The sequence below is a fragment of the Bacillus sp. 05T31 genome (genome assembly GCF_056396725.1).
The window spans coordinates 1-13,121 of the sequence record NZ_JBFTMA010000147.1; the positions used below are offsets into that span (position 1 = coordinate 1).

A 13,121-nucleotide genomic window follows, 5' to 3' on the forward strand; every position below is an offset into this window, starting at 1 on the left:
ATATTGCAGATGCTGTAAGAGCTACTTATGATGGGGAAACGGTATTAGAGCCGAAAGTTACTGGCAAAATGATGTCTCGTATGCGTCAGAAGAAAGAACAACCTTTGCATGAGGAGTTAACAGAAAGAGAGTCTGAAATTTTGTTATTAATTGCGGAGGGGAAAAGTAATCAAGAGATTGCAGATGAGTTGTTTATTGCCCTTAAAACAGTAAAGACACATGTGAGTAATATATTAAATAAGCTAAATGTAAGTGACCGGACACAGGCGGTTATTTATGCGTTTAGACACCAATTGACGAAATAAGAAGGAAGCTTTGACTATATATGGTCAAAGCTTTTTATTGACGGTTATTTATGTAAGCGTTATCATTAAGGTGTTAACAGTACATACAAAGGGGAGAGAGTGTATGTTAGTTCAAACGATATTTGGAATGGATGAAACGAAAAAATTAGGTAACTATGTGGATGCGTTGCAAGCACTTTGTGAACAATATGATATTGAAACAGATCGTATTGCAATTATTGAGGCGACAGAAGAATATTATTTATTTCTAGTGAAGCAAGAAGATTGCTATGATGTTGTAAAAGTAGAAACAGTGGATACGAATATTGATTACTATACGAAAGCTTATAAAGTAAGTAGCTTTAATCATACTTCTTATCAAATGTAAAAAACTCCCGAAATGGGAGTTTTTTTATGATACTTTCGATTCAGGTGAATGATCCGTTAATGGTACTGCTTTGGCGCCACTTAATTTTGCGATAGCAAAACCGATAATAGCCCCAACTAATGCTGGTACTAACCAGCCAATTCCTTCATTATATAATGGAATAAACTCGAAATAAGATGTGATAGATGAAACAGGAATATTCCCTTGTTTTAATCCATCAAATACGCTCACAACTGCAGAACCAATTAACGCACCTACATAAACAGAACGATATCCACCGAAATATTTATGAAGTAATGATAGTAATACGAGTACAATCGCAATTGGATATACAACAAGTAAAATAGGAACAGAGATTGCGATAATTTTTGTTAAACCTAAGTTGGCAACTAATAATCCTAATGTGCAAATGACACTTGCTAACGTTGTGTATGAAAATTTTGTTAATAATGTTGAGAAGTATTGACTGCATGCAGATACAAGTCCAATACATGTTGTTAAGCAAGCGAGTGTAACGATAAGAGATAATAGAATTAGACCATATGGACCGAGTAATTGTTGTACGATAACGGTAAGTAGCTGTCCGCCGTTTGTTGCGTATCCGAGAGAGACACTAGTTGTACCGAGCCAGCCAAGTGCACCATATACAAGTACGAGACCAGTAGCGGCAATAAGTCCTGCTTTTGTTGTTGCGATGGCAATTGATTTGCGGTCATTCACACCTTTTGAGCGAATTGCATTTACAACGATAATTCCAAATGCAAGYGCTGAAATGGTATCCATCGTTAAGTATCCTTCCATAAAACCTTTGAAAAYTGGAGAAGTTTGATACTCTTGCATKGCTGGTCCWGATTGCCCRAGKGGTGWAAATACACTCTTAAMGAATAATAARAAAATAGAGAGTAATAAAATAGGTGTTAATACRCTTCCGATACGATCGACGAGYTTAGAAGGATTTAAACTAAGCCAAAATACGATAGCAAAGAAGATGACTGTGTATAAAAATAGCGTTAGGCTGCTAGAGCGAATAGTTTCTGGTAAGAAAGAACTAATTCCCATTTCATAAGCGACATTAGCAACACGTGGGATGCCCATAGATGGACCGATTGCAATGTATACAACTACCGTAAAGAATATTCCGAATAATGGGTGAACATGACTCGCAAGTTGTTGCATTCCATTTCCTGATAGAGAAATAGCGATAACAGTAAGTAGTGGTAAGCCGACTCCTGTTAGTAAAAAACCAATCATTGCTGGCCAAAAGTTTTCACCAGCATTTTGTCCAAGCATTGGAGGGAAAATTAAATTTCCTGCTCCAAAAAATAAAGAAAACAGCATAAGACCTGTGAAAAAAACATGTTTTTTTGATACAGTGTTCATTGTTTTTTTTCTCCTTTTTTGTAAATTCATTGTAAGAACACAAAAAACTCGTCCCTTAAGAAAGGGACGAGTTATATTTACCCGCGATACCACCCTAATTTATACATGTAGAAATATATCTATATGTATACGGCTTTACAACGTACAACATGATACGTGTTCCTTGTAACGGGGGACGACCGGTAAGAACTTACTTTAGCATTCGGTTCTACTTCTCGGAGATGATTTTCGGTTACGAACTGAGCGTTGGCTTTCAGCAAAATACCAACTCTCTGGGGAACAGCTCTATAACATACTCGTTCTCGTCAATGAATTTTTATTCAAGTATTCTGACAACATTTTTACATGTTTTTTTTAGAAAGTCAACATATTTTTTGGGAAATACTCTTTCCTGTAGAAATATAGCTGAGAATATAAGGGTTAATACTATTTGTAAAAATGCTGTAAAACATTATAGAGAATTGTAAAGWTTATGGAGAAAATCGATATTTATAGGAGTAAGGAAGGAATTGTTTGAATTTGCAGAGAATAATACAACAATCCACTTGCTGGAAAGAACAAACCAAAAGAGGTGACTGAAATGCTTGCGATGGGAGTATTATTTGGCATTATTGCTATAATTGGTTTTATGTGGTTATATTATTCGCGTTCGTTTAAACAAGCAGAAGTTTTACTCTTTCAAAAAGGTAGTTTGTTGACAAATCAGTCTAGATATTTAGTATGTCCGAAGTGTGGAAGTGCACAGGCCAGGAGTGGAGGATATCAAGAGTGTTGCAAAATTAGATTATGAAAGAAGGAAGCCTCACATTATTTTGTGAGGCTTCCTTCCTTACAATTTTTTCGCGCTCCAAATTGTCCAACGATCTCTTTCGATGATAGGAGAGACGTTTTGTAATGCCGTTTGGATATGATGTAGAAGTTGAGAAATTTCATTATCTGTTAGTTCATATAGAATGGATCGGCCTGTTCGAGGAGATAAATCTTGTAGCAAAGCCTCTACAGAATCATGTACTTTTCGTACTTCCCATTGTGTTTGAATGGGGAGCGCTTGAAGAGGATATGTTTGTAATAATTGCTGTATAGTAGTGGTTTTTGGTCTTCTTTGCGCTTCTGTTTCAATGAGTTTTGGAAAGACCGAGAAAAAATATCCACGAAGGTGTTCAGGACTTGAARAATCAAGCCCAACAACATTTTTGGCTCCCATAAGAGCAAGTTTTTTCGTATAAATGCCTCCACCACAACCTATATCAATTAYTTGTTTRTTTTGYACATCTACAATATTGTTTATTGTTTCCTGCCATGAAATATGTGCGTTACGAYTTGCATACGTATACTTATTATTTGCATCATGAAAATTAATGGACATTGTAAAATCCTCCCTTCAGTTTATAGTATAGCTCATTCTATATAATGTAACGTTTTTGTTTTATGCATGAGGATTATAAGAATTTCTTATTGGAAAAGGAGAATCGATTTGAAAGGGAAATATTTAATGTTTTTATGTGTTATTTTACTCGCGTCGTGTGGTCAATCTGAGCAAAAGAAAGAAYCGAAACAAGTAGAGGAGACAGTGAATGAARTGARAGAACCATTACAAGTAACTGTTATRCAAAAAGGTAMAGAAGAAAAAAAWTTRAAGAAAATGGATGCGGAGTTRGTGGTGGATATTATAAACAAAGCGGAAAAACAAGAAGTAACGGGTAGTTTTGGTGAACCGGAATATGAAATACAAATTAGTAGTGATGGAAAAAAAGAAACATATTATGCATGGTTAAGAGGAGAAGATCGCCGAGGATGGATTCAATATAAGAAAGATATGTATATGCTTAACGAAAAAGATACGGAAAAGCTTTTGGCTATCTTTCCAAAGATTCCAGAACAAAAAGAAGATGAGATGCAGGTAGGTACTTTAACGGAAGTAACAAAAAAAGACATGCAGATTACTGCGTTTCATATTAAAGCAGGTGATCAAAAAATGAATTATACAGTACGTTATACGATTTCACAATCACTATATAATAAGTTAGCAAAGGAACAAGAATATTATTTGCAATTAATTTTCCCGGAAAAGGTTCAAAAATTAATTGGCGCAAAAGAGAGTGAGATAATTTCAGCTGAAAAAGTAAAGGAAGGGTATAAACAGTATGAGTTGAATGTTACTGTTCCGATAAAAGATGCTTCAGAATCACAATTAAAATCACTAGAAACCTATTATGATAATCACGATTTACAAATATTAAATAGTAAGAAAGAAAAAGTAGGAGCATTTCAAAACATTATTCAAATTGTTAAAGAGTATGGTGAAAAAATGAATTTACAAAGATAAAGTGAAATTTTAATCAGTGGGGGCATCCCCCGCTGATTATTAGCACGACTCCTACCTAAATTCTTTGCTCCAGCCAAATTTTGAGGTGGGATTCTTACTGCTCGTAAATAGCGGGCAGTAAGAATCATAAAGTCTATATGGAAATGATAATAGAGGGGAAAGATCCCCTCTATTATTTTGCTTTTGCAGATGGCTCATTCATTGATTTTCGTGTGATTAGAAAGGAAATCATAAGAGCAGAAAGAATAATAAGGGCTATAAATAAGTGATTTGGCAACCAATCTAATAATAATACGTAGCTGACGGTATAAAAAATAAGAGTTGAAGCTAAAAACGATAGAGCGCCTATCATAAGAGATTGTAATTTCATTTGTATTTACCTCCTTTTATTTTTATTTTTGGCTAAAAATGGATGGAATAAACATTATTTCTAACAATAGAAAAAAATATGTCATAATAGAGAAAAAGAATAAGTTTTGATGAGTGTATATGGCTCAATAAAGCGAGATAAAGGAGAGGAATATGAAAAATAATAAAAAAGGATTATGGGGAGTTATCGTTGCAATAGGGTTATTTTTACTATCTAAGTTAAAATGGGTATTTGCAATTTTTAAGTTAGCAAAATTTTCAACAGTATTTAGTATGTTTTTATCGCTTGGTGCATACGCAGTTATATATGGTTGGAAGTTTGGGGTAGCACTCGTATATTTATTGTTTGTACATGAGATGGGGCATTTATGGGCAGCGAGAAAGAAAGGGATACCAACATCGCCAGCAATCTTCATACCATTTATGGGAGCTCTTATTGGGATGAAAGAGATGCCGAAAAATGCAAAAGATGAAGCTTACATTGCATATATGGGACCTCTTTTCGGGTTGCTTTCATTTTTACCCGCGATCCCACTGTATATAATCACGAAAGAGCCGTTTTGGGCGCTTATTATTTTACTTGGAAGTATGATTAATTTCTTTAACTTAATTCCAGTTTCTCCATTAGATGGTGGACGAATAATTTCAGTTGTAAGCACGAAAATTTGGGGAGCAGGGCTAGTTTTACAGGAGAACTTCAAAAGATTGAAGTGCTAGAGTACATTTTACCAAAATTTGAGCCACTTGATTATATCCCATATGAAGATGAAAAAGAAATGCATACAATTCATAYAAGAGAAGCATTTGAAMTGTCRGAAAGAAAATTAAATGAATGGGAAACAGAAAAGGAACAACAAGAAAATTATTATAAAGTCGATACGAAAACGAAATGGACAGTATTTGCTTGTTATATYGGATTAATGGCTATACTCGGTTATACAGCTTATGAAGGTTATGTTGTTTTACAAGAGCATTTACCAAGGAGAAGTTTGTAGAAAAATAGTGTCGAAATGAAAAGRAGRATTTAAACAGGAATTACATTTCTRCGAGAGAATGTTACAAGTGTAACAGTACATTGTAATATTCATAGTAGAAAAGGRGTTCTGTATATGAAGAAATTGTTAAGTGTATTGGTAACTATTACTGTRATGGCAATAGCGAGCTATAGTCTTATGAAAGTACTATTRTATTATGCGAATAAGTCTGCTGGAGTAAATASAGTAGCACAAATAGAAGAGGTGCAAGAGAAGAAGAAGACACTCGATTTTGTTCGTACGACACATGAAAGTTATAATAATTTCTTGAATTATGGCAAGGCAGAGAAATATACAGATGGGGATTGGAAACATTTTAAACAATGGTTTCAAGAGCAAGAAGCCTCTTTAAAAAATATACATAAAGAAATAAAAAATGAAAAAATAAAACGCGATGTGAATAGAAGTTATGAARTTGTAAAAAAAGGTGTGGAGCTTCAGAATATGGAGTATGTAATCTATGCTCATCGCGTATATCATGACTTGGATATACTTGTAAATAAATATAAAGGTGAGACGAATGTATGGGGGTATACCGAGTTTGGAGATGTGCAGAATATATAAGTAATTGAACAAGCAATACAAACGAAGTAGTAGGCTAGCTAGAATTCTAGTTAGCTTTTTTTTGAGCACTATTAATGATGGCTAATAAAAATTTACTTAATATGTGCATTGTTCATATATTTTTCACAAAAACACCATGTTAATAGTGATTAAAATCACAATATGAATTATACAATTCAGTTAAACTAAAAACAGTTAAGGAAATAGAGGAGTGGGATACAATGTTAAGTGCAAAAACAATTGAAATCGTAAAGTCAACAGTACCGTTATTACAAGAAAAAGGCGTTGAGATTACAACGAGATTTTATCAAATTTTATTTTCGGAACATCCGGAGTTATTGAATATTTTCAACCATACGAACCAGAAAAAAGGAAGACAACAACAAGCATTAGCAAATGCTGTTTATGCAGCTGCAATGTACATTGATAATTTAGAAGCTATTATTCCAGTTGTAAAACAAATCGGTCATAAGCATAGAAGTTTAGGTATTAAAGCAGAGCATTATCCAATAGTAGGTACATGCTTACTACGAGCGATTAAAGAGGTCGCAGGCGCACCTGATGAAGTTTTAAATGCATGGGGAGAAGCGTATGGCGTCATTGCTGATGCATTCATTAGCRTTGAAGCGGRTATGTATGAAGAAGCTGCACATAAAGAAGGTGGATGGAAAGATTTCCGCAACTTTGTGATTGTTAAAAAAGTGAAGGAAAGCGACGTTATTACATCATTTTATTTAAAACCTGAAGATGGCGGGAAAGTTTCTTCATTCATCCCAGGACAATATGTAACGATTCAAATAAATATTAAAGGTGAGACATATACACATAATCGTCAATATAGCTTGTCTGATGCTCCAGGAAAAGAATATTATCGTATTAGTGTAAAGAAAGAAAAAGGTGTAGATACACCAGATGGTAAAGTATCTAATTACTTACATGATCATGTAGGGGAAGGGGATGTCTTACCAGTAAGTGCACCAGCGGGAGATTTCGTATTAAATATGGAGTCAACATTACCTGTTGTACTAATTAGTGTTGGAGTAGGTATTACACCGATGATGAGTATGTTAAATACGTTAATTGAACAAGAATCAAAGCGTAATGTATGCTTTGTTCATGCGGCGATAAATAGTAATACACATGCGATGAAAGAGCATGTTGAGACAGTAGAAAAAGAGTATGAACAAGTTAAAGCATATACTTGCTATTCTTCACCGACAGAGCAAGATGTGGAAATGAAGAATTTTGATCAAGAAGGATTCATTGAACGTGAATGGTTACAAACTATTATTCCAACGACTGATGCAGAATTTTATTTCTGCGGTCCAGTACCATTTATGAAACATATAAATGCTGCATTAATTGATTTGGGTGTTAAACAAGAGAACATTCATTATGAATTTTTCGGTCCCGCAGCAAGCTTACAATAGGTTAACGTTGCCAAGCGAAAAACGAGGTATTATTTTACCTCGTTTTTTGCTTGTTCTCTAAGTAAGCGATTTACTGTTTCGCGGCGTACACCTATGAGCTGACCAATTTCAGTTTGTGTTAATATTTCATAAATAGGGATGTCACCTAAATAAAAGGTGAACCACTCTTGTAAACGATGAAGGCGCTCTTTAGGAGAGACAGTTGTCAATTGATCGATACGCTGTTGCATCATTCTTAACTTCGATTGTAATTGTATAGCGATATTTTCATATGATGCAGGATTTGCCTGAAGTTTGTCGTACCATTCATTGCTAATTATAGGCTCCACTTCTGTTTTCATTAAAGCGATAGCTGTACCGTGATATTCCTTCTGTGAAATTAAAGAATGGTGAGGTATCGTTTCACCAGGAACGATAATATTAAATAAAAATGGTGTTCCGTCTTCTTCTAACCGAATAACTTTTAATAAACCTGTTTTTATAAAATATAATGGACCGTCCTCACCTTGACGGAATAATACATCTCCCTTATGTAGAATCAATGTTAGCCCCCCATTAAAACATTTCTATTTCTTATATTTTAGCGTATATGTATAAAGACAATATGCTCTTTAAACAGCAATTTCATTGACGAAATGTATGCTATTACAGTAGTATACTATTTAGTGTGTAATAGTACTAGCAATGAATACGCTGTAGGGGGTTTAGTATATTGTTAGATGCGATGAAGATGACGGATATGAGAATTCCGGCGAATGCTATCATTCATGTGGAAGAGATGAAAGGTGGAGTCGTTTTATCCGTTGAAATAGACGGCCAAATTATTTATACGATGGCTTATGATGAAGAAACAGATAGTTATGCTGAATTATATGATCGAAACGATAAGAGGGCGTGCCAGGTACATGAAGACTTTATGGGATGGTCACTTCTTCACTAAAAAGATGTCAATATGACATCTTTTTTTATTGAATCGATAGATTATACAAAGAAATGAAATATAAGGATAAAATTTGTAATAAATGATTTTGCATTGTTAGCGCTTTGTAACTGTAAGATAACTGTTTTTTCGCTATCATAAAGATAACAGTCATAGCTATAGGAGTGATCTACTTGAAGAAATTACATATTTCAAATTTTATGCTATTAAGTGTTTGTTTAGTTTTATTTGTTCTCCTAGGAGCCTTTTTATATTCATGTGTATAAGAAAAAACGCATTCTAGAAAGAACGCGTTATAAAAATGAAGTAATGATTAATCTAGTTCCAAGAATAATTAATGTGATACGTAATAAATTAATTACTGCATTACCGCTTAATTTTGTGTTAATATAAGCCCCGATTTTTCCGCCAATCCATGCACCAGGAATAAGAATTAATGCATAAGCCCAGCTGACATTTCCTAGAGAGATGTGAGTTAAAGAACTTACAATTGCTGAGAGAAATACGATAAACATTGAAGTTGCTACAGCAATGTGTGCTGGGAACGCAAAAAGGAGCATCATCGCTGGCACAAGTAAGGCACCACCACCGATTCCAAATAATCCGGATATAAACCCAACTATAAAGGCAATAAAGATAGCGAGAAATGGTGGAAATTGATAGTCTACAGTATTTCCTTCGTTATCTGTAAAAGATCGCTTAATTACAGTCATATTTGATAGGGAAAGAGGTTTCAATTTGTCTCGTAGTATAAGAAGAAGGGAGACGAATATAAGAAAAATCCCAAAGTATAAAGAAAATGTATCTTGGTTTAAAAATTTGTTTGCCCATGATCCGATAATACCACCAGGGCCACTCCCGATAAATAAAATAAGTCCACTTTTATAATCTACCCGTTTATGTTTCATATAAGTAAGGGTAGAGGCCAGCCCTGTAAAAACGACTGTTACCATAGAAGTTCCTACTGCGAGTTGTGGTGATAAACTGTGTAATCCAATTAATAACGGAACGATAATAATTCCGCCTCCAAGTCCGACTAGGCTCCCGACTGTCCCGGCGATTAATCCGATGAAAAGTAACATGATGTATTCCAAAATTGCCAACTCCTCTATATAACTTATCCATCAATCATTATACACGCTTTTTAATAAGAAATAGGCTTGTTCACAAAAAAGTCGTCTTCCTAGAAAAATAAGGAAGACGACTTTTGATTAAAAGATTAAGTGTAATAAGTAGTAAAATAATGCAGCTAAAGAAGCTGAAATAGGAAGTGTAATAACCCATGTAATTAACATGCGTTTTGCAGTTCCCCATTTTACACCTTTCACGCGATGTGAAGCACCAACTCCTAAAATAGAAGAAGAGATAACGTGCGTCGTACTAACCGGTAAGTGAATAAATGTTGCGCCGAAAATAACAAGTGATGATGATAAATCGGCAGCTACACCATTTACAGGACGAATTTTCATAATTTGTCCACCGACAGTTTTAATAATTTTCCAACCACCGACAGAAGTACCAAGACCCATTGCGATTGCACAAGATAATTGTACCCAGAAAGGGATATCGCCAGAAGTATGATAGTTATTGGCCATAAGAGCCATCGTAATGATTCCCATTGCTTTTTGTGCATCATTCGTACCGTGCGTATAAGCTTGTAATGCAGCGGTGAAAATCTGGAATATACGGAAGTTCTTGTTCGTTTTCGTTAAGTTAAAGTTTTTAAATACCACTTTAAAAATACTATATACGATGTAACCAATAACAAAAGCGATGATCGGTGAAATGATTAAAGCTTCAAGAATTTTTATAAACCCTTTATAGTTTAATGCGCTAATACCAGCAGCAGCAATTGCTGCACCAGCGATTGCGCCAATGATTGCATGCGAAGAACTACTTGGAATGCCATAGTACCAAGTGATCAAATTCCAGACTATTGCCGCAAGCAAAGCAGCTAAAATTACAAGAGAACCATTTTGCAAGGCAAACGGGTCAACAATATCTTTTGTAATCGTTTTTGCTACACCTGTAAATGTCATCGCACCTAAAAAGTTCATAATAGCTGCCATAACAATTGCATGTCTAGGCTTTAGAGCTTTCGTTGAAACAGCCGTTGCAATAGCGTTTGCTGTATCGTGAAATCCATTGATAAAGTCAAAAGCTAAAGCGCAAATGACTACTAAAACGGTCAGTATCAAGAGTGTATCCATGATCAAACTCCTTACGCGTTCTTCATAATGATTGTTTCTAATACGTTTGCAACGCTTTGACAGCTATCAGCTACTTCTTCAAGCTCTTCGTAAATCTCTTTAAATTGAATAATCTTAATCGGATCTTTCTCACGAGAGAATAAGTGCTTAATCGCATGACGGCGAATATCATCACATTGTGACTCGTAATCCTTAATCTTGATCGCATTTGTACGAATATCGACTAATTTCTTTTTAGAAAGTAGTTCAACAGAATTTGCAATCTCAATCGCACATTGATTAATTGCTTCAACGAATTTAATCATGTATTCATCAGCTTCTGTAATAGAATACATTTCGAATAGACCAGCACTGTGATCTAATCCGTCTAATACATCATCCATACTCATTGCAAGTTGTAGGATGTCTTCACGTTCAATAGGAGTAATAAACGCTTTGTTTAGCTCCATAATGATTTCGTGAATGAATGAGTCACCTTTTGACTCATAATCTTTCATGCGCATAGAAAACTCTTTTAAATCGCTAGCATTTTTAATTTTATACTCCACGAAAAACTGCGCGCCTTCTTTTAAATTTTCGGAAACGTTCATAAGCATTTCAGAAAATTTATCTTTCTTTGATTTAAAGACCATTATTGTTACCCCCACAAAAGTAATATATGTAAAATATATTGGCTAATCAATTCTAACAAAAAAATGTCGTTTTTTAAAACATTTTATCGAAAAGTTTACAAAAACTTAACATAACTCTCATTGTTGTATTAATAATATTAATACTCAACAATGAATATCTTACTTGTAGAATGTCCTTTTCTTGCAAAAAGTATGAATGTGAAAGAAAAGCTTTACACTATAGGAACGACTACGTTATTATAATAAATTTAAAAGGAGGTATATTCTTCCTTTTAAAAAGAAGAGTGTAAACAAATGAAGGAAGTGAACCAATGAAATTGAAGAACACTCACTTTAAAAAAACGCTTGAGTGGTTCAATAAGAGGAAGAAACTACGCAATTCATTAATTGTATTGGGAAGTTTACTTGCTACTCTATTTATTGTTGTAAATATAATAATTTCCATTCAAGATATATCTGAATTAAAACAAGCTGTTCCACAACCGACTTTAATTTATGATGCAAATAATGAAGTTGCGACTAAATTAGCTTCTTCTAAAACAGAAGGGGTCAAAAGGAAAGATATTCCTGATATTATGGTTCAAGCAATTGTTGCAGTAGAAGATAAGGAATTTTTTAGTCATCATGGTATTTACTATAGTGGAATTATAAGTGCTGTATTTAAGAACATTACAGCCGGTGAAGTTGTGGCAGGTGGTAGTACAATTACACAACAACTTGCGAAAAATGTATTTTTAACGCAAGACCGTACATTCTCGCGTAAAATAAAGGAATACTTTCTAACGAAAAAAATAGAACGTACTTATACGAAAGATGAAATTGTTGAAATGTATATGAATCAAATTTATTTTGGTGAAGGTGCTTGGGGGATAAAAAGAGCAGCTAAATCTTATTTTGATAAAGAAGTAAAAGACTTAACGATTTCAGAAGCTGCAACGATTGCAGGATTAATTAAAGCGCCATCTGCGTATTCGCCGTATAAAAACTTTAATAAATCAATTGAAAGACGTAATGTCGTATTAGGTTTAATGAAGGAGCAAGGATATATTTCTGAAGAACAATATAATCAGGAGAAAGAATCAGGTCTTGTATTACGACGTGGTGTTGACGATAAATATAAGGGGAAATATTCTCAATACGTAGATTATATTGTTAGAGAAGCGATGGACAAGTATGAATTAACACAAAATGAAATTTTAGCAGGTGGCTATCGTATTTATACGGAACTTGACTCGAAAAAACAACAAGCGGTTGAAGATGTTGTGAATAATGATAGTTATTTTAAAGATAGTGGCTCAGATCAGCTTATGCAAACTGGAGTGGTCCTTATGAATCCAAAAACTGGCGGTGTTCCGGCTTTAGTTGGAGGGAGAGGTCCTTATCAATTTTTGCAGTTTAATCATGCAACACAATTAAAAAGACAGCCAGGTTCAACGTTAAAGCCTCTTGCAGTGTATGTACCAGCGTTAGAACAAGGATATGAAGTATACGATGTCTTAAAAGATGAACCGTTTAATATTAAAGAATATGCACCACAAAATAGTGATCATACGTTCCATGGTAA

The 13,121-nt window shown here is 34.3% G+C and carries 15 protein-coding genes, 1 pseudogene and 1 other annotated feature; of the genes and pseudogenes, 9 read left to right on the forward strand and 7 right to left on the reverse strand.

Annotated elements, in window-relative coordinates; all coding sequences use genetic code 11:
* Both AC1DJR_RS11630 and AC1DJR_RS11635 read left to right on the forward strand, forming a co-directional pair.
* Nucleotides 1-305: response regulator transcription factor (locus AC1DJR_RS11630; protein ID WP_477002660.1), on the forward strand; the 305-nt coding region annotated here is incomplete at its 5' end.
* 10 nt (nucleotides 306-315) lie between these two features.
* Nucleotides 316-672 carry a DUF3992 domain-containing protein gene (locus tag AC1DJR_RS11635; RefSeq protein ID WP_060750572.1) on the forward strand — a complete coding sequence of 119 codons (357 nt, stop codon included), beginning with the start codon at nucleotides 316-318 and terminating at the stop codon, nucleotides 670-672.
* Between the two features lie 24 nt (nucleotides 673-696).
* Here AC1DJR_RS11635 and brnQ3 read toward each other — a convergent pair whose 3' ends face one another.
* Nucleotides 697-2,052: a branched-chain amino acid transport system II carrier protein BrnQ3 gene (brnQ3, locus tag AC1DJR_RS11640; RefSeq protein WP_477002661.1), complete on the reverse strand. Its 1,356-nt coding sequence runs from the start codon at nucleotides 2,050-2,052 to the stop codon at nucleotides 697-699.
* 59 nt (nucleotides 2,053-2,111) lie between these two features.
* Nucleotides 2,112-2,370, reverse strand: a binding site (T-box leader).
* Between the two features lie 262 nt (nucleotides 2,371-2,632).
* Between brnQ3 and AC1DJR_RS11645 the strand changes: the two genes are divergently transcribed.
* Nucleotides 2,633-2,842 carry a hypothetical protein gene (locus AC1DJR_RS11645; RefSeq protein WP_000880630.1) on the forward strand — a complete coding sequence of 70 codons (210 nt, stop codon included), beginning with the start codon at nucleotides 2,633-2,635 and terminating at the stop codon, nucleotides 2,840-2,842.
* A 39-nt stretch (nucleotides 2,843-2,881) separates the two neighbouring features.
* Here the strand turns inward: AC1DJR_RS11645 and AC1DJR_RS11650 are convergent, their stop codons facing one another.
* Complete coding sequence (locus tag AC1DJR_RS11650) at nucleotides 2,882-3,418, reverse strand: DUF1698 domain-containing protein (protein WP_477002662.1); 537 nt, start codon at nucleotides 3,416-3,418, stop codon at nucleotides 2,882-2,884.
* 108 nt (nucleotides 3,419-3,526) lie between these two features.
* Here AC1DJR_RS11650 and AC1DJR_RS11655 point away from each other — a divergent pair, with 108 nt between their 5' ends.
* Nucleotides 3,527-4,378: a YhfM domain-containing protein gene (locus AC1DJR_RS11655; protein WP_477002663.1), complete on the forward strand. Its 852-nt coding sequence runs from the start codon at nucleotides 3,527-3,529 to the stop codon at nucleotides 4,376-4,378.
* A gap of 172 nt (nucleotides 4,379-4,550) precedes the next feature.
* Here the strand turns inward: AC1DJR_RS11655 and AC1DJR_RS11660 are convergent, their stop codons facing one another.
* The gene (locus tag AC1DJR_RS11660; RefSeq protein ID WP_000776287.1) at nucleotides 4,551-4,748 is read right to left on the reverse strand and encodes a hypothetical protein; all 198 of its coding nucleotides are present in this window, start codon (nucleotides 4,746-4,748) and stop codon (nucleotides 4,551-4,553) included.
* 152 nt (nucleotides 4,749-4,900) lie between these two features.
* Between AC1DJR_RS11660 and AC1DJR_RS11665 the strand changes: the two are divergent.
* The 3 genes and pseudogenes from AC1DJR_RS11665 (at nucleotide 4,901) to hmpA (ending at nucleotide 7,775) form a co-directional block, all read left to right on the forward strand.
* Nucleotides 4,901-5,742, forward strand: a pseudogene (locus AC1DJR_RS11665) (site-2 protease family protein).
* 114 nt (nucleotides 5,743-5,856) lie between these two features.
* Nucleotides 5,857-6,345, forward strand: coding sequence for a hypothetical protein (locus AC1DJR_RS11670; protein WP_477002664.1), 489 nt, complete (start codon nucleotides 5,857-5,859; stop codon nucleotides 6,343-6,345).
* Nucleotides 6,346-6,566: 221 nt separating this feature from the next.
* Nucleotides 6,567-7,775: an NO-inducible flavohemoprotein gene (gene hmpA / locus AC1DJR_RS11675; RefSeq protein WP_477002665.1), complete on the forward strand. Its 1,209-nt coding sequence runs from the start codon at nucleotides 6,567-6,569 to the stop codon at nucleotides 7,773-7,775.
* A 29-nt stretch (nucleotides 7,776-7,804) separates the two neighbouring features.
* On the opposite strand, the gene AC1DJR_RS11680 is transcribed toward hmpA, so the two are convergent.
* Complete coding sequence (locus AC1DJR_RS11680; protein ID WP_429686540.1) at nucleotides 7,805-8,317, reverse strand: Crp/Fnr family transcriptional regulator; 513 nt, start codon at nucleotides 8,315-8,317, stop codon at nucleotides 7,805-7,807.
* Nucleotides 8,318-8,487: 170 nt separating this feature from the next.
* On the opposite strand from AC1DJR_RS11680, the gene AC1DJR_RS11685 reads away from it, so the two are divergent.
* On the forward strand, nucleotides 8,488-8,715 hold the full coding sequence (locus AC1DJR_RS11685; protein WP_000883004.1) for a hypothetical protein: 228 nt from the start codon (nucleotides 8,488-8,490) through the stop codon (nucleotides 8,713-8,715).
* A 293-nt stretch (nucleotides 8,716-9,008) separates the two neighbouring features.
* Here the strand turns inward: AC1DJR_RS11685 and AC1DJR_RS11690 are convergent, their stop codons facing one another.
* From AC1DJR_RS11690 to AC1DJR_RS11700, 3 genes are all read right to left on the reverse strand, one after another.
* Nucleotides 9,009-9,809, reverse strand: a complete 801-nt coding sequence (locus AC1DJR_RS11690; RefSeq protein WP_429686541.1) for a sulfite exporter TauE/SafE family protein — start codon at nucleotides 9,807-9,809, stop codon at nucleotides 9,009-9,011.
* A 117-nt stretch (nucleotides 9,810-9,926) separates the two neighbouring features.
* The gene (locus AC1DJR_RS11695; RefSeq protein WP_002030715.1) at nucleotides 9,927-10,925 is read right to left on the reverse strand and encodes an inorganic phosphate transporter; all 999 of its coding nucleotides are present in this window, start codon (nucleotides 10,923-10,925) and stop codon (nucleotides 9,927-9,929) included.
* An 11-nt stretch (nucleotides 10,926-10,936) separates the two neighbouring features.
* Nucleotides 10,937-11,557 carry a DUF47 domain-containing protein gene (locus AC1DJR_RS11700; RefSeq protein WP_105584052.1) on the reverse strand — a complete coding sequence of 207 codons (621 nt, stop codon included), beginning with the start codon at nucleotides 11,555-11,557 and terminating at the stop codon, nucleotides 10,937-10,939.
* 311 nt (nucleotides 11,558-11,868) lie between these two features.
* On the opposite strand from AC1DJR_RS11700, the gene AC1DJR_RS11705 reads away from it, so the two are divergent.
* Nucleotides 11,869-13,121: transglycosylase domain-containing protein (locus AC1DJR_RS11705; RefSeq protein WP_477002666.1), on the forward strand; the 1,253-nt coding region annotated here is incomplete at its 3' end.

What these genes read in the sequence shown, in the direction of transcription:
- AC1DJR_RS11695 (WP_002030715.1), bottom strand. Translation starts at nt 10,925, where the DNA reads ATGGATACACTCTTGATACTGACCGTTTTAGTAGTCATTTGCGCTTTA.
- AC1DJR_RS11660 (WP_000776287.1), bottom strand. Translation starts at nt 4,748, where the DNA reads ATGAAATTACAATCTCTTATGATAGGCGCTCTATCGTTTTTAGCTTCA.
- AC1DJR_RS11700 (WP_105584052.1), bottom strand. Translation starts at nt 11,557, where the DNA reads ATGGTCTTTAAATCAAAGAAAGATAAATTTTCTGAAATGCTTATGAAC.
- AC1DJR_RS11645 (WP_000880630.1), top strand. Translation starts at nt 2,633, where the DNA reads ATGCTTGCGATGGGAGTATTATTTGGCATTATTGCTATAATTGGTTTT.